Source organism: Pseudomonadota bacterium (genome assembly GCA_039193195.1).
In the GTDB taxonomy this organism is placed as follows: domain Bacteria; phylum Pseudomonadota; class Gammaproteobacteria; order Steroidobacterales; family JBCBZW01; genus JBCBZW01.
In genome coordinates this window covers 11,706-33,826 of record JBCCWS010000049.1, presented here as the reverse complement: position 1 = coordinate 33,826, position 22,121 = coordinate 11,706, and the positions used below count along the sequence as shown (strand labels likewise).

At 64.7% G+C, this 22,121-nt stretch carries 22 protein-coding genes; 4 read left to right on the top strand and 18 right to left on the bottom strand.

The window, feature by feature from the left end; genetic code table 11:
- Positions 1-134: 134 nt before the first annotated feature.
- Positions 135-1,025 (bottom strand): 1-acyl-sn-glycerol-3-phosphate acyltransferase, encoded by an 891-nt coding sequence (locus AAGA68_23430; protein MEM9388027.1) that lies wholly within the window; start codon positions 1,023-1,025, stop codon positions 135-137.
- Positions 1,026-1,149: 124 nt separating this feature from the next.
- Between AAGA68_23430 and AAGA68_23425 the strand changes: the two genes are divergently transcribed.
- A complete protein-coding gene (locus AAGA68_23425; protein ID MEM9388026.1) occupies positions 1,150-1,659 on the top strand; it encodes a gamma-glutamylcyclotransferase family protein in 510 nt (169 codons plus the stop codon).
- 17 nt (positions 1,660-1,676) lie between these two features.
- Here AAGA68_23425 and AAGA68_23420 read toward each other — a convergent pair whose 3' ends face one another.
- The 4 genes from AAGA68_23420 to AAGA68_23405 all read right to left on the bottom strand — a co-directional run bounded on the left by AAGA68_23420 (position 1,677) and on the right by AAGA68_23405 (position 5,795).
- Complete coding sequence (locus AAGA68_23420) at positions 1,677-2,051, bottom strand: DUF2237 domain-containing protein (GenBank protein ID MEM9388025.1); 375 nt, start codon at positions 2,049-2,051, stop codon at positions 1,677-1,679.
- Between the two features lie 10 nt (positions 2,052-2,061).
- Positions 2,062-4,008, bottom strand: coding sequence for a gamma-glutamyltransferase (locus AAGA68_23415; protein ID MEM9388024.1), 1,947 nt, complete (start codon positions 4,006-4,008; stop codon positions 2,062-2,064).
- A 97-nt stretch (positions 4,009-4,105) separates the two neighbouring features.
- Positions 4,106-5,134, bottom strand: coding sequence for a putative sulfate exporter family transporter (locus AAGA68_23410; protein ID MEM9388023.1), 1,029 nt, complete (start codon positions 5,132-5,134; stop codon positions 4,106-4,108).
- Positions 5,135-5,225: 91 nt separating this feature from the next.
- Positions 5,226-5,795 carry an adenylate kinase gene (locus AAGA68_23405; protein MEM9388022.1) on the bottom strand — a complete coding sequence of 190 codons (570 nt, stop codon included), beginning with the start codon at positions 5,793-5,795 and terminating at the stop codon, positions 5,226-5,228.
- Between the two features lie 234 nt (positions 5,796-6,029).
- Here AAGA68_23405 and AAGA68_23400 point away from each other — a divergent pair, with 234 nt between their 5' ends.
- Positions 6,030-7,265, top strand: a complete 1,236-nt coding sequence (locus AAGA68_23400; protein MEM9388021.1) for an MFS transporter — start codon at positions 6,030-6,032, stop codon at positions 7,263-7,265.
- On the opposite strand, the gene AAGA68_23395 is transcribed toward AAGA68_23400, so the two are convergent.
- Genes AAGA68_23395 through AAGA68_23380 form a run of 4 tightly spaced genes read right to left on the bottom strand, consistent with a single transcriptional unit; the run spans position 7,229 to position 9,143 of the window.
- On the bottom strand, positions 7,229-7,906 hold the full coding sequence (locus tag AAGA68_23395; protein MEM9388020.1) for an SdpI family protein: 678 nt from the start codon (positions 7,904-7,906) through the stop codon (positions 7,229-7,231). The two genes, AAGA68_23400 and AAGA68_23395, sit on opposite strands and share 37 nt — an antisense overlap.
- Positions 7,899-8,189 (bottom strand): autorepressor SdpR family transcription factor, encoded by a 291-nt coding sequence (locus tag AAGA68_23390; GenBank protein ID MEM9388019.1) that lies wholly within the window; start codon positions 8,187-8,189, stop codon positions 7,899-7,901. The genes AAGA68_23395 and AAGA68_23390 overlap by 8 nt, the downstream gene beginning before the upstream one ends.
- A 13-nt stretch (positions 8,190-8,202) precedes the next feature.
- The gene (locus tag AAGA68_23385; GenBank protein ID MEM9388018.1) at positions 8,203-8,781 is read right to left on the bottom strand and encodes a hypothetical protein; all 579 of its coding nucleotides are present in this window, start codon (positions 8,779-8,781) and stop codon (positions 8,203-8,205) included.
- Positions 8,782-8,789: 8 nt separating this feature from the next.
- Positions 8,790-9,143 carry a hypothetical protein gene (locus tag AAGA68_23380; protein ID MEM9388017.1) on the bottom strand — a complete coding sequence of 118 codons (354 nt, stop codon included), beginning with the start codon at positions 9,141-9,143 and terminating at the stop codon, positions 8,790-8,792.
- Positions 9,144-9,430: 287 nt separating this feature from the next.
- Between AAGA68_23380 and AAGA68_23375 the strand changes: the two genes are divergently transcribed.
- Positions 9,431-11,197, top strand: coding sequence for a hypothetical protein (locus AAGA68_23375; protein ID MEM9388016.1), 1,767 nt, complete (start codon positions 9,431-9,433; stop codon positions 11,195-11,197).
- 160 nt (positions 11,198-11,357) lie between these two features.
- Here AAGA68_23375 and AAGA68_23370 read toward each other — a convergent pair whose 3' ends face one another.
- The 8 genes from AAGA68_23370 to AAGA68_23335 all read right to left on the bottom strand — a co-directional run bounded on the left by AAGA68_23370 (position 11,358) and on the right by AAGA68_23335 (position 18,413).
- The gene (locus tag AAGA68_23370; protein MEM9388015.1) at positions 11,358-12,509 is read right to left on the bottom strand and encodes a peptidoglycan-binding domain-containing protein; all 1,152 of its coding nucleotides are present in this window, start codon (positions 12,507-12,509) and stop codon (positions 11,358-11,360) included.
- A gap of 479 nt (positions 12,510-12,988) precedes the next feature.
- Positions 12,989-13,498: a hypothetical protein gene (locus AAGA68_23365; protein ID MEM9388014.1), complete on the bottom strand. Its 510-nt coding sequence runs from the start codon at positions 13,496-13,498 to the stop codon at positions 12,989-12,991.
- Between the two features lie 256 nt (positions 13,499-13,754).
- Positions 13,755-14,189, bottom strand: a complete 435-nt coding sequence (locus tag AAGA68_23360) for a hypothetical protein (GenBank protein MEM9388013.1) — start codon at positions 14,187-14,189, stop codon at positions 13,755-13,757.
- 45 nt (positions 14,190-14,234) lie between these two features.
- On the bottom strand, positions 14,235-15,410 hold the full coding sequence (locus AAGA68_23355; GenBank protein ID MEM9388012.1) for an HDOD domain-containing protein: 1,176 nt from the start codon (positions 15,408-15,410) through the stop codon (positions 14,235-14,237).
- Positions 15,410-16,165, bottom strand: coding sequence for a HAMP domain-containing sensor histidine kinase (locus tag AAGA68_23350; GenBank protein MEM9388011.1), 756 nt, complete (start codon positions 16,163-16,165; stop codon positions 15,410-15,412). Before AAGA68_23350 ends, AAGA68_23355 begins: the two co-directional genes overlap by 1 nt.
- A gap of 53 nt (positions 16,166-16,218) precedes the next feature.
- Complete coding sequence (locus AAGA68_23345; GenBank protein MEM9388010.1) at positions 16,219-17,355, bottom strand: response regulator; 1,137 nt, start codon at positions 17,353-17,355, stop codon at positions 16,219-16,221.
- Positions 17,356-17,581: 226 nt separating this feature from the next.
- Positions 17,582-18,046 carry a hypothetical protein gene (locus tag AAGA68_23340; GenBank protein ID MEM9388009.1) on the bottom strand — a complete coding sequence of 155 codons (465 nt, stop codon included), beginning with the start codon at positions 18,044-18,046 and terminating at the stop codon, positions 17,582-17,584.
- A gap of 43 nt (positions 18,047-18,089) precedes the next feature.
- Positions 18,090-18,413 carry a hypothetical protein gene (locus tag AAGA68_23335; protein ID MEM9388008.1) on the bottom strand — a complete coding sequence of 108 codons (324 nt, stop codon included), beginning with the start codon at positions 18,411-18,413 and terminating at the stop codon, positions 18,090-18,092.
- Positions 18,414-18,551: 138 nt separating this feature from the next.
- Here AAGA68_23335 and AAGA68_23330 point away from each other — a divergent pair, with 138 nt between their 5' ends.
- A complete protein-coding gene (locus AAGA68_23330; protein MEM9388007.1) occupies positions 18,552-19,046 on the top strand; it encodes a GNAT family N-acetyltransferase in 495 nt (164 codons plus the stop codon).
- Positions 19,047-19,058: 12 nt separating this feature from the next.
- Here AAGA68_23330 and AAGA68_23325 read toward each other — a convergent pair whose 3' ends face one another.
- On the bottom strand, positions 19,059-21,959 hold the full coding sequence (locus tag AAGA68_23325; GenBank protein MEM9388006.1) for a GGDEF domain-containing protein: 2,901 nt from the start codon (positions 21,957-21,959) through the stop codon (positions 19,059-19,061).
- Positions 21,960-22,121: the final 162 nt, after the last annotated feature.

Genomic DNA, 22,121 nt, shown 5'->3' with positions numbered 1-22,121 from the left:
AGCAAACTCCGATCCGCATAGTGCGTTCGTTGATATCACGACCCAGACAACGGACTGGTGCACGGGCGGTTGACGCGAGCAAGCAGAAGATCAACGCGCTGTCGCCTGCCCGCGACAGGTGACAAGTCCCCGAATCAACAGAGCTTTTTACGATCGATTGGGACGTAGGAGGGGGAATCGAGGAAGGGGAGATCTAGCTCTTCGGGAAGCACGCGCTCCACGTAGTGTTTGAGGCTCACAGTCAGCGCCTCGTTGGTAGTTTGCTCGAGGGCGGTCACGTCAATCGTCGGTCCGAGGCGCAGCGTGAAGCGCCGACCGGCCTTGTTCATGAACTCATGGAACAAGGTGATGTCTCGCAGCTCTTGCGAGAGGCGATGGAACAGATGGAACAGCAAGGAGTAGGGCCCTGCCACGTGCAGGGGCACGAGGGGAACAGCGTGCTTGCGAGCCAGCGCGACCGCGGAATGCTCCCAGGGAGGATCTTGTAGCCTACCGTCGATGTGCTTGGACATCAGGCCCGCAGCAAAGATCACCAGCGCCTTCTGCTGCTGAAGCGCCGCGCGAGCCATTCGCAGGGCTACCTTAGTCGACCTAACGTTCCGTTTCGCTGGTGGCCAGACGACGGGTATCAGCACGTCGTCGAAGCGTGGACAGATCCGCTGCGCGTCTGCGTTGGCGAGGAATCTCAGATCCCCACGCACCTGTTTCAACGCGTCGAACACTGCGATCCCATCGGCGATCCCGGTGGGGTGGTTGCACACGACTACGCATGCCCCCGAAGGCGGTAGGTGATGCAGCCCCTCGGCGAGCACCTCAAGGCCCAGCAGCTCACTGATGTAGTCGAGCGCCTCTTGCCCGCCGAGGGGCGCTATCGCGTCGGCCATGCGACGCGCCTTGTGGTATCCGAAGAATGCGTCGCGCAGGGGGCCCAGGAGCGGCCACCAACGGCTGCGCAACAGGCGTGGCGCGCGCTCGGTGAGCATCTGATCGATGATGTGCAGGTCATCGTTGGTGTTGGCAGCCACGCTAGGCTCCATCCGTGGCGTGCTGGGGAGGATCGAGCATGGTGCCTCCCGACGCCGCGACGCAAGGCGAGCCTGGCGTGTGCGAAGATCGAGTGCCCGGTCGCGACCTGAGAAGCAGCGCCCCATGATCTACTTCGCCTACGGCTCCAACCTGCATCCGGAACGCCTGCGCCGACGCGTGCCCTCGCGCCAGGCCCTCGGTGTCGCCATCCTCAGCGGCCACACGCTGACCTTCACCAAACGCGGAGCGGACGGGTCGGGAAAGTGCGCGATTGTGCCGACGGATGACCCGCAAGCAAGCGTCTACGGCGTGCTGTACCGCATGGCACCAGACGATCGCCTGAGCTTGGACCACGCGGAGGGTGTGCACGGCGGTGGATACGTCCCGATCACCGTTGAGGTGACGCACCGAGATGGAGGGACAGTTGAGGCCTTCACGTACTTGCCCCCGAACCGCTTCATCGACCCCGCCCTGCAGCCCTACGATTGGTACAAAGCCCTTGTGGTGCACGGTGCCCGCCATCACGCGCTGCCAGCCCGGTGGGTATCGCAGCTCGAAGCGGTGGCAGCGATGGCAGATCCGGATGCGCAGCGTGCTAGCCTCAACGCGCAGATCCTCGCCAGCCTTCGCTAGGTGCTGCTTCGTTCAGCTCAGGCGGTTAGCGCGTAGGACTCGAGTATCTCCATCGGCACGATTTCCAAGGCGCGCTGATGGGTCGCCGCCAAATCCACCTTCGGGCCCGCATCCTCGTGCACAGCCTGCAAGAAGCGCGACGCACAGACGCACCAGCGATCACCCGGCTTCAGCCCAGGAAACTGGTATTCGGGACGCGGCGTGGAGAGATCGTTGCCGAGGTACTTTGACAGGGCGAGAAACTCCTCGGTCATCACCGCACAAACGGTATGGCTGCCAGCATCCTCGGCGCAGGTGTCACACATGCCGTCGCGGAAGAAGCCCGTAAGCGGATCCTGAGAGCACGGCTGCAACGGTTCGCCGAGGACGTTGAGTGATGCAAGCTTCTCCATGTGTGTCCTCCTACCAGGCGATGCCGTAGTCATCGCCATAGTCGCTGGCGCCGCCCCACAGGGTGCCGTGTTCGGCGTCGATCCAGATGGCCGTGATCGGGCTGTAGGTGCGGTCAACCATCTCCACCGAGTAGCCCATCTTCGTGAGCTGCGCACGCACCCACTCGGACACCTTGGCGGTCACCTGCAAGCGCCCGGGCTGCGCCTTGTGCGCCCCGAAGGAACTCTGCATCTGAAAGCTAGTGATATTGTGTGCTTCTGCCGCCTGCTGAACATCCATGCCGAACTCGACGATGTTGAGGAAGAACTGCAGCAGGTTCTGATCCTGAGTGTCGCCTCCCTGGACGGAGAAGGCCATCATCGGCTTACCGTCCTTGAGGGCCAGGCTGGGCGTGAGCGTGGCCCGCGGGCGTTGCCCAGGCTGCACCACATTGTAGGGGTTCATCGCCTCGTTCAAGACGAAGGACTGCATTCGCTGACTCAAGCCAATGCCGGTGGTGCCGGCGATGAACGCAGGCACCCAACCGCCGCTCGGCGTGATGGAGACCACCCAACCTTCCTCATCGGCGGCTTGGATCGAGGTGGTGCCGGCGAGGAAGTCACCGTCGGCCTCGGTCATGTTTTGCCGAAGGGGCAGTGGCGCGGTGTGGCGCGCTTGTTGAAAGCCATCCTCGCCGACGCCTTGCGCGTCCGGCGGCACGTTGCGCCACTGCTTGAGCAGATCGAGGAACGGGTTGCGCTCACCTTGGAACGGATAAGGATCCCCGGGGCGAACGGTCGGGTCGTTGCGCTGCGGGTTGATGAGTTTGCGTCGTTCGGCCGCGTAGTCCTTCGATAGCAAACCGCGCACCGGCTCGGCCGGCGGAACGTAGGGGTCGCCGTAGTAGAAGTCACGATCGGCGTAGGCTAGGTTCATCGCCTGGTAGAGCGTGTGGATGTAGCGCGTGCTGTTGTAGCCCATGCCCTTGAGGTCTATCGGCTCGAGGATATTCAGGGCCTGCAGCATCACCGGCCCTTGCACCCAGGTCGTGAGCTTGTAGACGTCGATGCCCTTGTAGCTCGTGAACACTGGCTCTTCCAAATACACCTGCCAGCGATCCAGGTCCTCGAGCGTGAACAGCCCGCCGGCCTCGCGAGTGGCGCGTACAAGCTCCCTCGCGATGTCGCCGCGGTAGAAGCGCTCGTAGGCAGCGTAGATGGCCTCCTTGCGCGACTTGCCCTGGGCAAGCGCTTGCGCTTCGGTCTCGACCAGCTGGCGCAAGGTGCGAGCAAGATCCGGCTGACGGAACATCTCGCCAGCCACCGGTGCTGCGCGACGGTTCGGACGCTCGGGGTCGTAGTGCGGCAGAAACACCGCGCGCGAACTTGGCCAGCGCGCGATGACCTCACGCCTGCGTTCCATGTTGTTCGCCTGGGCCGCCTCGATGGGGTAGCCGTCGGCCATCTCGACCGCGGGTGCGAGCACCTGCGCCAAGCTGGAGCGTCCGTACTCCGCCAACATCACCATCAGCGCCCCAGGCGTGCCCGGCGTCACCGCGGCGAGCGGCCCGTACTCTGGCGGGTACTGCATACCCTGCTCGCGAAAGTACTCAGGCGTAGCTCCCGTCGGCGCCACGCCGAGCCCGTTGACGCCCTTCACCTCGCCCGTCTTCGGGTTGTAGATCAACGCCTGGGTCTCTCCCCCCCACCCAAGCGTGTCCCACATGGTGGAGGTAGCAGCGAGCATGGCGCAGGAGGCATCTACCGCGTTGCCCCCACCTGCGAAAACCACGGCCCCTGCAGTCGCTGCGAGGGGCTTGCCGGTGACCGCCACCCAGTGCTTGCCGTGCAGCACCGGCTTTGCCGTCGCTTGCGCGTGAGCGGCGTCGGACACACCTACGAGGCAGAGCAAGGCGGTCGCCAAGGTGACTGGCAACGCGCGCGCTGGGGGGGCAAGAGACAGGAGGCTGGGGGTCATGGTGGGCTCCGCGGTGACACGCGGGGGATGGTACCTGGGCAACGCGGGCGGTGGGTAACGCCTGCCCTTGATTCGCCGTCTAGCGAGATATCTCAGATCACCTGCTGACCAGCAGCGTGACGCCTGCCAAGACGAATACCGCGAGCAATAAGGTCTGCGCCACCATCGCCAGCAGTGGGCGCACGCCCACGCCGGTGAACTGCGCCAGCGAGGTCCTTACGCCCAAGGCCGCCACGGCGATCACCAGCGCCATCTGCGACAGGCTGCCAAGCACTGCCACCAACGAAGGGGGCAGCAGGTTGGCGCTGTTCACTAGCATCAACACCACGAACCCGATCACGAACCATGGCAGCAGCGGCGGGCGTTTTCCCGGTACCGCGGCGGCACTCGCCCGCATGACCAGGGAAATCGCGAGCACCACGGGCATCAGACAAGCGACGCGAAGGAGCTTCACTACAGCTGCTGTCTCCCCGGCGAGGTCCGAGATGATGTAGCCCGCACCGATCACCTGGGCCACATCGTGGATCGTCGCGCCCAGGAAGATCCCAGCGGCCCGATCCGGCAGGCCGAACAGTCCCGCCACGATCGGATACAGGGTCATGGCGATGGTGCTGAGGGTGGTCACACCGACCACTGTGATGGTGGTGTTGCGCTCAGCATCGCCGTCCTGCGGCAGCACGGACGCGATGGCGAGTGCAGCCGAAGCGCCGCATATCGACACCGCGCCCGCGGACAGGACCGCGTGCGGGCGAGTCAGACCAAGGGCGCGGGCGATCGCCATCCCGCCCAGCAATCCGACCACCACACCTGCGAGAACCAGCAGCACCACGCCCGATCCAAGGTCCTGCACTTCACCGAGGGTAAGTCGGGCGCCCAGGAGCACCACGGCGATCCGCAGCAGCCCCCGTGATGCGAATACAACGCCCGGTGATACGGAACGGTCGTCGGAGAGGTAGTTGAAGGCGATGCCGAGGAGCAGTGCGAACAGCATCGCTGGGCCGCCGTAGTGTTCAGCCAGGTAGCTCGCAGCCAATCCGATCACGACGGCCAATGACAGGCCGGGGACGCGCGTCTTAGCGGACGTAAGCGCCCGCGCCAGGGCGGCCTTGGGAGGGCTGTAGGTCATGGGCGCGCATCATAACGAAGTGCCCTGCGCGACGCGCATGAACTCACCCGCCGCGCGCCGCCGGCGCTGAGAGCCAGCCGCGACGGTCGCCCTAAACCCCTAGGGCTCCCATGATGCGCGCGGTCACTGCGTCGAGTTCGCCAACGCCGTCGATCGTGTGCACAGCAAGCCCGACCCCGCGGAAGTAGGCGACGCAAGGCGCGCTCTGATCGTGATAGGTCTGGATTCGATTGGCGATTACCCGAGGATCCGCATCGTCGGCGCGGTCCTGTTGCTCGGCGCGGCTCTTCAGGCGAGCCTTTAGCTCGTCCTCCGGGACTTCGATCACCACCACCCCTTCGACGCTGCGTCCCCACTCGGCGCACAGCGCGCTCAGCACCTTCGCTTGGCCCACGTTGCGCGGGTAGCCATCCAGGAGCACGCCCTTCTTTGCGTCGTCCTGCTCGAGGCGATCGCGAACCATCTGGTCGGTGATCTCGTCGGGTACCAGGGCGCCGCGCGCCATGATCTCCTTCACCTGCTGGCCGAGCGCCGTGTCGCGCTTGAGGTGATCGCGAAACATGTCACCAGTCGACACATGCACGATCCCAAGGCGCTCCTTGATGCGCGCAGCTTGGGTGCCTTTGCCCGCTCCGGGCGGTCCGAAAATGATTAGGTTCATCCCCCCATTAAACCACAAGCGCGAAGGGCGACTGCGCCCTGCCCCAAAGATCCTGCGAAGCCCGCCACCGGCCCTCCCAAAGGACCGCGCTGGCGCGCGCGGCGCTAAAGCCGCGGTACGGGTCGCAAAGTCGGTGCGCCGTTCGTGACAGCGCTGTCGCTCGGGACGAATACTCCATGGGTATCACGGGCCGCCGGCGCGCGGCTAACGGTCTTCGAACTACGAGTGGATGCCGTGGCGCTTGAACGTAACCTTGCGATCCTATTTTTGATCCAGGCCACCTTCACGGCCGGTGCCGTTATGCTCGGTATCGTCGGCGGCGTGGTGGGCAACGATCTCGCACCGCATCCGCGCCTGGCCACCTTACCGATCTCTCTCGCCGTACTCGGTACAGCCCTTGCGACCGTCCCTACCAGCATGGCCATGAGGCGGCTCGGCAGGCGCGCCGGTATCGCGCTGGGCGCCGGCATCGCCTTGGTCAGTGCCCTGCTCGCCGGCACCGCCGTGAACGCCGGCAGCTTTGGTCTGTTCTGCCTCGCTGCCACGGGCCTAGGCGCCGCCCTCGCGTGCGGGCAACAGCTTCGCTTCGCCGCCGCGGAATCGGTGCACAGCGATCGTGCCGGACAGGCGATCGCCTGGCTGTTGCTCGGTGCGATGGTCGGCGCCGTTGCCGGCGGCACGCTGATCGCCAGGATCAGCGCGCTCGGCGTTGAGCACCCGCTTCGCCTCGCCTTTTGCACGCTGGCCTTGGGCCATATAGCCGTGTTGGGCCTCGTGGCCGCTATGCGCCCCTTTAGCGAGGGTCGAACCGCATCGTCGGCTCCGGAGGATGCGCCACGCCCGCTGCTGACGATCGCCCGCCAACCGGCCTTCCTTCTGGCGGTAGGCGCTGCGGTAGTCGCCCAGGGCACGATGGCCTTGCTGATGACGGCAACCCCCGTTGCGATGCACGTGGTTGACGGTCACCCCTTGCGCGCCACAGCGGCGGTGATTCAAGCACATGTGGTGGCGATGTACGCTCCATCGCTGGGCGCTGCGCTGCTGATCGGGCGCCTGGGAGCACAGCGAATGATGTGGTTTGGCGCGGCGATGATGCTCGCGTGCATCGCCATCGGCATCAGCGGCCGTGCGATTATGCACTACGGGACAACACTGGTGCTGCTCGGCGTTGGGTGGAACTTTCTTTTCGTCGGCGCCACCACAGCGTTGCTGAGCACCTACCGTGCGAACGAGCGCTTCAAAGCACAGGCCGCCAACGACTTCAGCGTATTCGCCGTGGCGGCCCTCGCCAGCCTACTCGCGGGCGCGACGGTACTGAGCTTAGGCTGGGAGAAGGTGCTGCTGCTGGCTGCGGCGCCCCTATTGCTGATCCTCGTGTTGCTTGTGGTCGCTGCGCGCCGCGAGAGCCACCGCCACGCCCTCGCGGGCAACCGCTATTCTCGGGCTGGATCGGTACGCCAGACCACGTAGGAGTAGGCCACCAGGATCACGGTCGCGGTCAACAGCACTGCAACGCTCGCCATCATCAGGGTCTGCGGCCACGGCAGGACCGCCCCCAGCACCATCACCAGCCCCACTAGGACGAACACCCGCCCCGCCCACCGGTGGGTCTTGCGCCAGGATAGCTCCGAGGAGAGGGTCCACGGCGTGCGCACGCCAATGAAGTAGTTGCTTCGCGTCTTGCCCATGTAGTTTCCCGTGACGACCAGCGCAGCACCGACGATGGGCGGAATGACCCGGGCGATCTCCACCGTCGCTCCCAGCGCGGCAGCGGTGGCCAGGCCGTGAATCACCAACATGGAGAGGCCAGTAGCTAACATCACCATCAAGTAAGGCAAACGACTCTGGGCGAGGTGGCGACGGCGCGGCTCCAGTGCTGGAAGCAGTGCGAAGACCAGCACCATGAACAGCCAGATGGCAGGCATCAGCCCGAAGGCCTCGGCTCGGGAACCGTAGCGATTCACCTCACCGCTAGAATTCCAATGCACAGGCAACTCAGATCCGGGCTCGGTGCTTAGCCAACCGAAGGCCGAGATGAGCGTCATCAGAGCGAACACCACCAAGCCGAAGGCGAAGGCGCGATTGCGTAGCTGCGATAGGGCGTCAGTCATCTTCACTCTCCTGCTGATCCGGTCTATCGATAGACAGGCGGCTCATGAACTCCAGCAGCGCCTCCTCCAGCACGGACACGTTCAGCTGGTACACGATGCTCGTCCCCCGCCGATCGCCGTGGATCAGCTCGGCCTCGCGCAGCACGGAGAAGTGGCGCGACAGGGTGGCCTTGGCCAGCGGAAACTGCGCCGCCAATTCGCCCGCAGACATGTCGCGATCGCGAAGCAGTTCCAGGATGTGGCGCCGCGTCGGGTCGGCTAGGGCACGAAACACCTGACTCATTTTCGTAATTTAGCTAAATAGCGAATGAGTGTCTAGCTTGTCTCGTGCCTCGCACCTCAGTGGAGTCGTCTCGTGTGCGCCGGACCGCGCAGAAAAGCATTGAGGAACAAGATATTAGCCCCCCATCCAGGGCACCTCTGAAGTTTGGGTCACTGACGAATGCCACCACCAAGCCTCTGCCCCGTTTGGTCACGGCAACGGCCGGCTTCCACACCCACTGCGCTCGGTTCTCCGCCCACAGATGGCCGCCCGCGCCCAAGTCCTGGGCTGACGCAAAGCGCATGGCATTGACACCTTCATCTAGGGCCGAGGGGCGGTATACATCCCGCCCCTCCACCAGGAGGTTCACACCGCCATCACCCACCCCCGCTGTGAGCCAGTGTTGGCGATCGGCAACGGCTCGCAACAGTACGCCGGGGAGAGGATCAGGCATGGGATCCCGACGCCGCAGCGCGGCCGCATTGTCTGGCGGGCCTTCGATCAGCGAGCCCGCGATGGTGGCGCTCTTTTCCCGATCCTCCACTTCGCTGCCAGCCAAACGCTCACGTTGGGTGGAAAGGAGCGCCACATCAGGGTCCGTGATGAAGCGCAAGGCCTCGCCTATGGCGACGAGTACGCCACCCGCCTCCACCCAAGTGCGCAGCGCAGCCGATCAGGGGAACCCACCAACAGGTTCACGAGCGGTCGTCCTTCCCAACTGCGGGCATACTCGATCAGACGCAAACGGTCCGGTGCCGCCTCGGCGAGCGCCTGTAGGTAGCGAAGCGCCTCTGCAGACCCGGTGATCTGTGCGCCAAGCGGATGTCCCACGACCTGCTCGAGGGTGGGGATGCCAGGATCGTACGCGGTCGCGGTCCACCCGCCAGGAACGGCGGCCGCACTCAAGCTTGCCGCCAACCCGACGATTAGCCATAACATCGCGCCGACGCCGGCGCGCAACTCCCGTGCTGACATACTCTCTACCCTGCGAACGGTGCAGCGCACCAAATGATACATCCGCATCAGACGTAGTGCTCTCGCCGCTCTTGAGAGGCTGCCGCGCCGCAGTATGCGCGACTACCTAATCCCGTATTTCGCCGCCTAGCGAGCCGACAACCCACCGCCGCCAGACACACCACGTGACAAAGTCACCCGCTGTGGTATTTTCCCTACACCTGTGGGCGCATGAAGTGGCCACGGGAGAACAAGAACAGCTCTCGCAATCCGCACTAAGTAGAGAACCTACGGAGAGGTAACACCGAATGAGTGATTTAGCAGCCCGTGCAGGCTTACTGTCGCTGGTCGCCCTGGGCGGCTGGTGGGCGGTGTCGGCAAATTCGCCGGACGCCAATCAGCAGCAGCCCGAGGTCGAGCGACTATCCGTGCCGATGAGCGCGTCCGTCGAAGTCGTCAAGCGCATGAAGGAACGCTCGGGTCCCGTCCGCGTTTCTGGCGATCGCGCCAGCTACGTGGGCACCCGCGCGTACCCGATTCAGATGACCACAGTGAAACCGCGCGCCGCCACCGCTAAGAACGGCACGGTAAAGGTGTCCGGTGGGCGACGAATCGAGTCGCCGCTTAACGATGCACAGCTCAACCAGGCGATCAGCCGCGCTGAGCAGTCCGCCAACCGCGTCCCCGCTGCCCGTCAGCAGAGCCGTCGTCGTGGCCCGATCATCCTCAACAGCTTCGAGGCCATCGGTGCCGAAGACTGCTGTGTGGATCCTGTGCCGTTTAGCGCCACCGTGCCGCCGGATCCCGATATCACGGCCGGCCCGGATCACATCATCGTGGTCGTCAACGTGACCTTCGCCATCTACGACAAGGCCGGCAACGAGCTGCAGCCGCCGACCGCCTTCAGCGAGTTCTTCGCTGGCGTGGATCCGGCCTGTGAGCCCGGCGGTCCCTTCGATCCGGATGTCGTGTACGACGAGTCCACCGGCCAGTTCATCCTAGGTGTGGACGGCAACGGCACCGACTACTGCATCGCCGCCACGACCGACGGTGATCCCCTCGGTACATGGAACCGCTTCGCCTTCCCCGCTGACATTAACGGTGAGTTCTTCGACTTCCCGCATATGGGGGTTGGTACGGACGCTATCTACGTCGGCTCCAACCAATTCGGCGACAGCTTCGTCGGCGGCCGCATCTTCGCGGTCAACAAGGACGATCTGCTGAACGGCGATCCGATCCGCGTGGTCCAGCGCCTGGTGCCGGACTTCAACAGCACGCCGCAGCCGGCGCAGCTACGCGGCGCCAACGACGGCACCTTCCCCACCGAAGGCCCCAACTACTTCATGACGGAAGTGTTCGACGGTCCGACCCACAGCGTGTGGGCCTGGGATGCTCCCTTCGGTGCTGACGTGCTGACCAAGCTTGGTGACGTCGACCTCGCAGCGGCCTCCAAGCTCGACTGCGCCGACCAGTCCTGCTTCCCGGTCTCCGTGCCGCAGGCAGGCTCCGATGTGTTGCTCGCTGGTAACGACTTCCGCGGCCAGGAGACCGAGTTCCGAAACGGCAAGCTGTGGACCACCCAAACCGTGTCCTGCGACCCGGGCACTGGCGTGGTCAACTGCGCGCGTTGGGCACAGATCGATCCGGCCGAAGTCACCGTGGGCGCTAGCACGGACGGCGTGATCCGTGCCGGTGTGCTGACCGCACGCGACGGTGTGCATCGCTTCTTCCCCAGCCTCGCGGTAGACCGCTGCGAGAACATGGCTATCGGCTACACCAAGAGCAGCGACTCGATGTTCCCGTCCGTGGCCGCTTCCGGTCGCTTGTTCGTCGATCCGCTGAACCGCCTGCGTGCCGACTCGGACATCATCGCCGGTACCGAGGCCTACCGCTCCTTCCAGGATCCGAACTCGCCGAACCGCTGGGGTGACTACACCGGTATGGCGACCGACCCGGACGGTCGTCGCTTCTGGTACGTCGGTCAGTACGCGGCGGAGAGTGAGAACGTCAACGCCAATTGGAAGACCTTCGTGGCCGAGCTCACCTTCGGCTGCCGCCTCCCGCTACCTAACTAAGGGTTTCGCTAGGCTACGGGATACCATCGGGTGTCCCACCCAAAGGGCGGTGCCATCGCGGCACCGCCCTTTTCCTTGCACAAGCGCGATAGCACGAGAAAGGGCTGCGCCCCATCGCGGAGCGCAGCCCTTGGCAACAGCACGTGTCGCGCGCCGGAACTTAGAAGTTCAGGCTCAGGTCCTCAACCACTTCCATGGCGATGTAGTTGGTACCCGTCGGCAGGCCGTTGGACTTGGCGTAGCTGTTGGCTGCGGCCAAGGTCTGAGGACCGATAATGCCGTCGATCGGACCGTTGTAGCGACCAGCGTCCTGAAGCGCGCGCTGCAGGGAGGCAACGTTCGGTTGGGTCAGGTTGACGGCACACACGACCTGGCGCCACTCGAGGTTCTCCTCGTCGGTCTTCACGCGACGGGTCACGGTCTCGTACTGGGCCGGGATCGGGATGCGACGCTCCGAAGCCGAATCCACCAGCTGGGTCACGGTCACGGTGTCGTACTCAGCGGGGACGGTGACCTCACGGGTGGTCGCAGGCGTGACCAGCACGCGCTTCTCAATGGTGCGGTACTCGGCGGGGATCACGATCTCACGCGTGGAGGCAGGTTGGTCGACGACGCGACGGGTGACCGTCTCGTACTTGGCCGGCACTTCCACCAGACACATGATCTCACCGGTATCGGTGGTGGCGCTATCGACAACGTTAGCGGCGAAGCTCGACGCGGGGCCGCGCTTCCATTCGGTGCGCGCCGGCGAGATCAGCACCTGCTCGGTGACCGTGCGGTAGGTAGCGGGCACTTCTTCGATGCGCGTAGACTCACCCTTCACCAGCACACGCTCGGTGACGGTCTCGTAGACGGCGGGCACCACTTCCAGGCGGCTAGACGCTTCCTTGACGAGCACCGTCTCCTGCACCGTCTCGTAGCGGGCGGGGATGATCTCGACGCGCTCAGACTCCTCGCTCACCAGCACGGTCTCGCTCTCCGTGGTGTAGCTCGCGGGGATCAGCACGCGAGCGTAGCACTCACCGGGCACGGGGTTCGGCGGGAACAGGGGGTCAACGGACAGCATGGCGGTCATAGCGTTGCCGTCGCTGCCGCTGTTGCGGGCGGCGCTCTCGGCAGCCTCGAGCTCGCGCTCACGCTGCATTAGCTCGCTTTCGAGCGAGGAGATACGCTCGCGCTGGCTGTCGATCAGCTCCTGGCTCTCGTTAGCGGCACCTTCGACCATGGAAGTCTGCGTGTCTTCCGTAGTGGCACAGCCGCTGGCGAGCAGGGCCATCCCGACGAAGGTACCTGCGGTAAAAGTTCTGGTCATTTTCATTCTCTCTCATGGCTCCCTAGAGGGTAGTAGTCGTCGGCCCCTACCGACGCTGGGCGCATTCTAGGCAGAGCATCACGAATGGGAAGATCTCGGAACATAGGTTCACAATCACGTTTCTTTTCCTACTTTTCCTGCCAGCAGGTGGACACCGAAGCGAGCGAAAAAGTGGCGCGCAATCAATTGCTTGGGACTCTGAGCAAGCGATATCACGCTCCTGAGGGCACCTTTCGGGTTGGATCCTTTCGGGCGTTTTCGTGACCGCTAGGGGATCCCGTTGGCGCCTTCGCGCAACGACCGGCCGACGCTCGCTCCACCCGCCCGATCGACAGACGCAATGTGCTTTAAAACGATCCAGCCGCGTGCGCAGGCCCGCAACGACTCCACCCACCGTCCGACTGGCGTTTTGGGGGGCTTGGGCGACGCGTACTGGCGCCGCGTAGGGAGCTGATTTCCCGCCAGGCGACACGCGCCCCTCAACTGAATGCTTGGAGCCGCTCGCAGGCGGAACTCACCAGCCAACGCGAATAGGCGCGATGCAGGGGGATCGTCCAGCGCCACGGGCCGAGCGTCCCGTGTTGCTCGCCGTCTTCGTTCACCTTCGGCACCAACGCGGATCCGAAGTACAGGCGCACTCCGTGTGTCTCCGGTTGCGTGCGCCACCACGTGCGGGTACGCGCGGTGCGGTCTCGTAGCAAGAGCTCCTGGGGCGTGCGATGCTCGACGGTCCACACGGCAAAGGTCTCTGCACCGCCGGTGATGAGCGCGGCGACGGCCTCATCACTGCTGTCGGCTGAAGCGAGGGTTCGTAGCACCGCTCGTTCCAACCTGAACACGCGCGAGTCGAGGAACGCGCGCACCCATCGGCTGTGCTCCACCCCACTCGTGCAGAACACGCTGAAGCAGTCAACGTAGCAATTTGGACGCTGGTAGGCCTGCAGCAACGCCCCAGCGGGCAGCGAAGTCGATTCGATCGAGGAAAACACGTGCAGCGCTCCGTCACTGATCCGAGCGATTGGGCCGTGGGCGCCCTGCCCCTCACTATCGCTGAGTTCCCCTCCCCCAGCAACGCGCAGTACCCTCCCTCGGTGGCGCCTACGACATGCGCAAGGTAACCGCGGGACCCTGCAGCTGTCCTGCCCTCGGCTGCCCGTCAGCCCGTTCCCAGAGCGATCAGCTGGCTCGCCCGCGCCCAGCTGGTGACGACAAGCGGCAGCCTCCATCCACGGGCAACCAAACGCCTTAGATGCCAAGCCAAAGGTTGGAGAGGTGCATGGCCACACCGATCAGAGCGGTGGCAAGACCGAGGGTGCCAAGGCTGCTGCCACGGCCCAATGACACACCGGATAGGCGCAGCAATCGAAACAGCCCGAAGAGCAACACCACCAAGGCCGTGAGCACCGCTAGGGCGATGTTGGCGGCAACACCGAGGCGGGCGTCGAAGGCGCTCAAGCCACCGGCAACGGCTATCCACACCACGGCGTACAGGCTGATCCAAATCGTCAATCGGTAGTTCTCGCGCTGGCGTGGCGTGCCCCCGAGGGGCTGCGGCATGGTTGCGTCGACGCCCCTACGCCACGCCTGCGGAAGCCTTGGCAGGTACAGATCGATAGCGATCAACGCGAGCCCGAGGCACTCTACGCCCGCACTCAACCAGCCGAGGAATCCGATGTTCATCCGCCGATGATAGCGGCTAAGCTACCCTCTGCGCGCCCACGTACACTATGCGCCGTGCACCATTGCGCTTACCTCTCGGCAAGTCTCGGCGAATCGCTCCAAGGTCACTTCCGACAGCGCCGCCCATTCGCCGAGAGTCTCATCGGACAGTGCTTCAATGGGCGTATGCGTGAACAACGCGGCCAGGGAGATAAGCCAACCGTATGGCCACTGCGCGCTGTCGCTAGGGGGGCGGTGGTGGTGATAAACCGCTTGCACCAGCGACTCGGGTAAGCCCCACAGATCGAGTACGTAGGCCCCCGCCGCTGCATGATCCATTCCGTAGCGCTCACGCTCCGCGGATACGAGGGCCTCGCCATGAAGTGTGGTGAGATCAGCGTAGCCCTCTGCGTCCACGGCCAGCAGCGCCAGGCGGCCGATGTCATGTACGAACGCAGCCAGGCGCAGCTCGCCGCGCACAGCCTCGTCGAGTTCGAGATGGCGGCTCAGGCGGTCTACAAGGGCTGCGACCACGTGGCCCTCGCGCCAGAGCCGCTCCAATGACCCAGAGTCAACTCGACCGCCGAATGCCTGGAACAATGCGTGTGAAATCGCGAGGTCGCGCAGCGTCTGCAGCCCGAGAAGCAATACGGCCTGCTTGATGCTGGCCACCTCTTCGCGTACGCCGAAGTAAGGGGAGTTGATCAGCTGCAGGAGCTTTGCGCTCATCGCCGGGTCGTCCGCGATGACCTGCGCGATGAGCGAGAGGTTGGGCTCCTCCTCTTGTAGTTCGCCCATCAACTCACCGTGCGTGCGCGGAAGCGCCGGTACGCTGCGAAGACGAGTGAGGCGTTTGAGCGTGGAGGCATCTGCGCTCGGCGGGCGCCAGCGCTTGGCAGCCCCCATGGCGCGGGTGAGTTGCTCTGCGGCGGTCCGCCTCGCCAGGCACTGGTGGGCGAGCGCTACGGAGGCCAACCCACCAGCCTGTGGCGGGTCATCGGTAAGCGCCAGGCGCGTACTCATCGGGGACTGCTCGGCCACCTCATGAAGCCACTCGCTACCCATGAGTCCGACATCGCTGACGACGACATCGAAGGGCTGGTCGCCGTCCACCTCGTTGAGGCGCTGGCGTGCCTGATCGGGAGAGGGCGCATGCACCCAGGTCCACTCGTCCTCGGCGCCGGACAGGGCCTCACCAAGGGCGTCAAACTCCTCCTCCGCAACCGCCAACAGCGCGTGCACTAGCCGCTCACCGCAGGCTCGATCGGCACTAGCGGCACGTGCAGAGCGAAGCGGGCACCGCCACCGGTCACATCCTCAAGACGCACCTCACCTCCGTGGCCCTGCTCAACGATCTGTCGCACCAAGGCCAGCCCCTGCCCCGTCCCCATACCTACTGCTTTGGTGGTAAAGAAGGGCTCGAATATCTTTGCTTGCAGCTCTTGCGGCACACCGGGACCGTTGTCCTCGACCGCGAGCACAGCGGTATCTCCCCGGCGCTCAGCGATCACGCGAATTCGACCACTGACGTGGTCAGCCTCGCGCACCGCCTGGGTGGCGTTGACGATGAAGTTGACCAAGCACTGGGTGATCGCTTGGGAGTCGCAGAAGAGCTCAAGTCCATCATCGACCTCATCGATGACGAGTGCCGCATGCTTCCACTGACCGCGCGTCATCGTCATCGCGTCGTCCACCAGGGCTGAGGCCGCCACCGAACTGAAGCTCTCTTGCCCGGGATGCGAGAGGTTGCGCATCGCCCCCACGATCCGCGCGATGCGACCGATGCCGTCGATGGCGTCCATGCAGGCATCGCGCAGGTCTGCGGCAAGGGTCTGCAGCTCCGCCGGAGTCGCCTCGTGACGGCCGTCGTTTTCGATCGTCGCGCTGAGCAACTCATGGATCCCGTCGGCGAGGAAACGCAAGTTGTCTTCCACGTATTGGGTTGGGGTGTTGATCTCGTGAACGATGCCCGCCGCCAGGGCTCCGATGGCCTCCAACTTCGCCCGCTCTTGCGACCTACGCCGAACTTCGCTGGACGTGGGATCGGACATCAGTCGGCGGCCTGAGCCGGCATCTCATAGATCCACACCTGTTGTTCGATCTGTTCGTGTTGCGCGAAGGACTGCAGCCGTTCGATGGCCCGCTCCGTCAGGACCTTGCCGCGCCCCATCAAGACAGTGCCGGAGGGCGTGGTCACAGGCATGCTGAGCACCATCTCCTCGCGCAGCTCCTTCACGGCCACGGGAATGCCCTCCTTGCCCTCGGGGGCGACTACGCCCTTCGCAGCCGACAGGTGCTGCGAGAGTGCCTCAAGCAGCTCGGGGTCGAACCACTCCTTGTTTGCGGCAAGCGCCTCGTACGCCTGTTGATCGCTGAGACTGCGTTGGCATTGGGCGTCGAAGGCGAGGGTCACCCGCAGCAGCCGTCCGACGAAGGGGATCTGCTCACCCAAGAGCGCATCTTCTGGTAGGCCACTACCATCGTAGTTCTTCATCTGGTACCGCACGCCCTCTGAGAGGACACCGAGGCGCGGCACGGCGTCGGCTATCTTGGCGCTCAGTTCGGAGAATCTCGCGCTGCGCTGCGCGTCGGCACCCGTGTCCGCGCCCGCCACGCCGACCAGCGCTAGGGGTGCGAGCACGGCGGTGGACCACCCGACGGGTTGTTGGAGCTGCGTGAGCAAGCCATCGAGCAAGGCCTCTATCACGGGCACCCGATCCAACATGCCGGGTGCGATGAGCTCCAGCAGCTCACAGCTGACTTCGGCCGCGCCGTCGCCCGGACAATCGAGCACCTCACGTTCCGCCCGGCGCACCTGGAATTTCTTCACGCCATCGACAACGGCTTCAGCGAAGGCGCGCGCGCCGCAGGGCTTGACCAGATAGCGGAACACACCGCCGCGATTGATCGCCTCACTAGCCGTACGCATGTCGATGTTGCCTGTGAGCATGATGCGCACCGTGTCTGGACTGATCCGCTCGACCTGCTCGAGCAGCTCGAGACCGTCCATGCCCGGCATGCGCATATCGCTGACGACGACCGCGTACGGACCGTTGGTGCGAATCATCTCGAGCGCCTGCGGTCCGGAGCTCGCCAGGTCGAGCGGCATGACCTTCCGCAGAGCCCGGGCATAACCCTGCCCCACCCGCGGTTCGTCGTCGACACACAGTACCTTCTCTTGGAGCATCCCAAGCCCTCTCAGCGTCGCGGGGAGCGACGCGCAGGGTGAGAGCATTTCACGCCCGCCCACTCAACGCTCCAGGGCCGTATCACAGAACCCCGTGTTCGAGCCTGGCAGCTGTGAGCTGAAGTGGATCCCCTGTGATCTGGTCCGCATCGACCTGTCCAGACAGACGCGGTTTTGTGCAGCTCATCACACGGCTCGGAACTCGCTCGCGCGCAACGCTTGGTGCTTAGCTTCGCAAGCGCTTCAAGACGTCAACCAAGGCGCTGATCTGCGCCGGCTGAGTGAACACTTGCGGGGTGATACGCACGCAGGCACCGCCGCCCAAACCCACCCTGATCACGGTAAACACACCCGCAGCCTCCAGCGCTTGCTGCAATGACCGCGCGTCCTGCTCTGTCGAGCGATCGCGAAGTCGAAGGGAGCCTATTCCGCTCCACGACGCTTCATCGAGACCACCGAGGGTTTCGACATGCTCCATTTCGCCTGCGGGCTCCGTCCACAGGCTGCGCAGGTAACGTAGGCGTGCCTCCTTGTAGGCGCCGCCAACCGCATGGTGAAAGTCCAAGGCTGCGGGGACGGTCATCACCGAGGCGAAGCTAGAGGTGCCCGTGTGTACCCTCGACGCCACGCTTGCAGACCGGTGAGCCTCGTCCGGGCAGGGCGCGACCCGGTCCAGGGTCCCCGTCCGCATGTAATGGTCGGCTGCGTAGTCGCGACGCGCGTACCATGCACCGTCAATTTCGACCCGCCTCAGGTTGGCGATTTCGCTCGCGCACGGGGCGCGCCATACGCCCCCAGTAGCCGTGTTCGAGGTTCGCAATTCCTTCGGTGCGGTCGTAGGCTTGGGCTACCTTCGCCCAATGCGCCTCGTCTTGGGCAACCCGCTGCGGATCGGCGCTACCAGCGCTCGTGGACCCATTCGTTTCGACCGGTGTCGCACCCGGGGAGAGATCGCCCATGGACACGGCGCAGCTCGGCTGCACGCCGACCCCGCCCAGCGCACCCAAGACCAAGCGACGCCGCTCACTTACCGCTGTACCTGCGCGTGCTGCTGTCACCTCCGACTCCCCCGTGACCTGAACCGAGCCATCACGTTGCCCCGCTGCAGGATAGGTGTGTAGCGACTGGCGAGCAGCCCGCTCCACGACGCATACTTTGCATTTGGCGTCGAGATCACCTCGATCAGGTGAGGGCCCGTGTTTCGCATACGTGACTATCGTGATGACGACCTAACCGCCTTGCATCGAATCAACAGACTGAGCACGCCAGGGGTGAGCGAGGAGACGCTCACCACCTTGGGGCGATGGTTTGACATCGCACAGAACAGCTTTGTCGCCGTCACCGATTCGGAGCAGCCCGTAGGGTTTGTGATCCTCATGCGCCCCGGTACCACCGCTTACCCGAGTGCCAACCTGCGCTGGTTCGAAGCCAACAGCGAGCACCTGGTGTACGTAGACCGCATTGCCGTGGACGCCACGACGCGTGGATCGGGCCTTGGCGAGCAACTCTACCGCGCCGCCTTCGAGGCAAGCGCGGCGCACTATCGCTTCATCGGCTGCGAAGTCAACCGCAAGCCCCCCAACCCAGGGTCTCTGCGCTTTCACCAGCGCCTAGGCTTCGAAGAGGTGGGTACCCAGGTGCTAGAAGCGGGCACGAAAGAAGTGATCTACCTGCAACGCGCGCTGCCCTAAGGGGCGCGACCCTTAGGCGGCCTGCTCGAAACGATTCCTACCACGGTGCTTGGCCAGGTAAAGGGCCTCGTCCGCGCGCGCGATCATGTCGTCTACGCTTGCGTCAACGCCCGCAGTAAAGGTCGCTACACCGATGCTCACGGTCTCCCCATCGAGCGCCTTTGGCAGGGCACTCACTAGGCGCCGGGCGAGCGCGGCCGCGGCCGTCCGATCAGACCCAGGCGCCACCACGGCGAACTCCTCGCCACCGTAGCGGGCGACCGTGCAATCGGCCCGTACAAGGCCGGCAAGGGTCTGCGCCAGCTCACGCAGGAGGCTATCACCCGCCTGGTGCCCCCAGGCGTCGTTGTACTGCTTGAAGTGATCCACATCAATTAGCAACAGGGAGAGCGTCAGGCGCTCGAGGTGAGCGCGCTCGAAGAGCATCGAGAGTCGTTGATCGAACATGCGCCGGTTACCGATGCCCGTCAGCGGGTCCCGCTGCGCTTGCTGGGTCAGCAGCCGATTGGCCTCGCGCAGCTGTTCCGTTCGTCGACGCACGATGTCGTCGAGCAGGCGATTGCGCGCGGCGAGCGCGTGTAGCTTGCGCCGGCTATTCGCGTAGGCGGCGAGCACTAGGAGGACGGCGGCACCACCGGCGATCGCGATACGCACCAGATCGCTATCGTGAGGATGGGGCGTAAGGCTCAGGGACACCGGGGCAGCCTCATAGACATGGCCGCTGCCCGTGCGCGCCTGCACCTCGAGCGCATGCTCCCCAACGGCCAGATCGAGCGTGGCCTGCGGCTCGCGCTGCCACGGGCTCCAGTCTGACGCCTCGCCCTGCAAGCGGTAGCGGTAGCGCGCCGGCTCAGTTTGCGCCAGATCAGTCAACCCGAAGCGGGCCGTCACTCGCGCGCTGCGCCCCCGCAACGCGACGGGGCGGTTCACTGCCAGGGACTCGGAGGCAGTTTGCCCGGGATCACGGCGCTCAAGGCCAACCACGGAAAGGGGCTGCGCCAGGGTGCTCGGCTCCCCGTGAGGTCGGTGGTGGAACAGGCGGGCGCCGCCGAGCCAAAGGGCACCCTCGCGTCCGTGGGCGAAGGCTTCGACGGGCCCGGCCCGCAGCTCAGCCAAGTTCGTGACAGCCCAATTGTCGTTGTCGAGTCGGTAGAGCGCGCGATAACTCTGCGCGAAGAGCTTGCCCTGCGAGTCGACCTCAAACCAAGGCAGCTCCTCGCCGACTAGCAACCCGCGCAGGCCCTTGATGTCGTCCTCGATAAAGGCCTGCCCGTCCCACCGGTATAGACCCGCATCGGTCGCCACGACGATGCCCGTCGGCGTCTCGCTGACCTCCGCGTAGGGCGTATTTCCGTAGGCCAAGCCTAGCCCTTCGCCAAGCGCGTCGCTGAGCACGATGCTGGCCCCGTTATCCTCCACCAGGGTGGCCTGCATCAATCCGCGGTTGGTCCCTAGCCAGACGGTGTCGTCCTCGCCGGTGGGGACCATTGACCAAACAACCAGCCCGGGTCGGCGCAAGCTGGCGAGTTCGCGCCACTCACTGCCCTCGTAACGAAGTGCACCGAGCCCCATCTCGGCGCCGACCCACACCAGCCGATCATCCCTTCGATCGGTGATCATCAGACGCGGGAGAACTCCCTCCAGTCCCACCAGCCTCAAGCGCCCACCCACCAGGTGCTGTACGCCCGCGCGGTCAGCCACTAGGCGGCCGTATGGTGTGTCGTGGACCTGCCAGGTGTCCTGTGTCTCCCAAGGCAGGCGTTTGAAGGGCACCACCGGCAGCCCGTCATCGGCGAGCTCCGCGGCAAACACACCCGCGTCGGTAGAGAGGATCAGCTCATCATCGGCACTGAGTATGTGCATCACCGAGCCGGTGAATCCGGCCTTTGATCCGTACTCGATCCACTGCGCAGGCCAGGGCAAGCGCAACAGGCCGCCGTCGTCGATCAGCAACAGTGCGCCGTCGGCGCCGCGCTCGATGGAAGAAATGTAGTTATCGGTCACCGGCACGTGCGCAAAGCGCTTGGTGCGCAGGTCGAGCACACGCAAAACCCCGTCGGTGCCGCCAAAGGCGACCTTGTCCCGTTCGAGGACGTGCAAAGCACTGAGCGGGGCGAGGTCGTCGTAGGAGAGCCCATCGATACTGTTCACGACGCCGTTGTCCCAAAGTCGCAGCTGCGGGGACCAGTCGTAGATCAACACCCGCCCGTCGGGCAGCTCGTGGATGAACGCTACGTCGTCGTCAGCGAAGGCCTCGCCCGTGGGCACCGACGCAAACTCGCCCTTGAGCAAGCGCAATATGCCGCGTTCGAACCAATGCACCCACAGGGCTCCTCGCACCGCGGCAATCGCGCCGAAGCGACCGGGGTTGAACCACAGGCCCAACGGACGGCCATCGCTGGCGAGGGCGAACAGGTGTTGCTCCGCCGCGAACCACAGCTGCCCGTCCAACTCGACGATTTGCAGGATGTCACCGAAGGTCGCGCCCGCAAGCTCACCCTCGAAGGCAGGGGTGAGGTCGACATAACGCTCAGCGCCGTCCGCGCGACGCTCTAGGTAGCCGAAACACTCGGCACCACCGACCCAGATCCTGCCTTGCGCATCGCGATGAAGGGCACGCACCGGGCCGCGTGACACGACCTCGATCAGCGCCCAGCGATTGCCGTCGAAGCGAAGCACGCCGTTCTCATGCCCCACGTACACCATGCCGTCGGGGCCCTGAGCGACCGAAAAGTACTGCGGATACAAGTCTAGGTCCGGGCGGAAGCGCTGAACGCGTACGTCTTGCGCCCCAACGCTAGGAAACTGTGACAGGCAGACGACCAAAAGCAGCACGAGCCGCTGGCACGTCCCTAGCGCACCGGCAGGCCACCCTGCGGGCTTGCGCTGACCGGTGAGTGCACGAGCACTCACTCCCATGGTTTTCCTTGGCCTCTTGGCGACACTGGCGACTCCGTCCGCCCGTCGGTTGAGCAACACGGAGCATACCTCACGGGCCGACGTCGTTGGCGGTCAGTTCCCAGCTGCGATACGCGTCGGTTGCTCGCTCAGGGCCTAGGAAAGGTGCTGATAGAC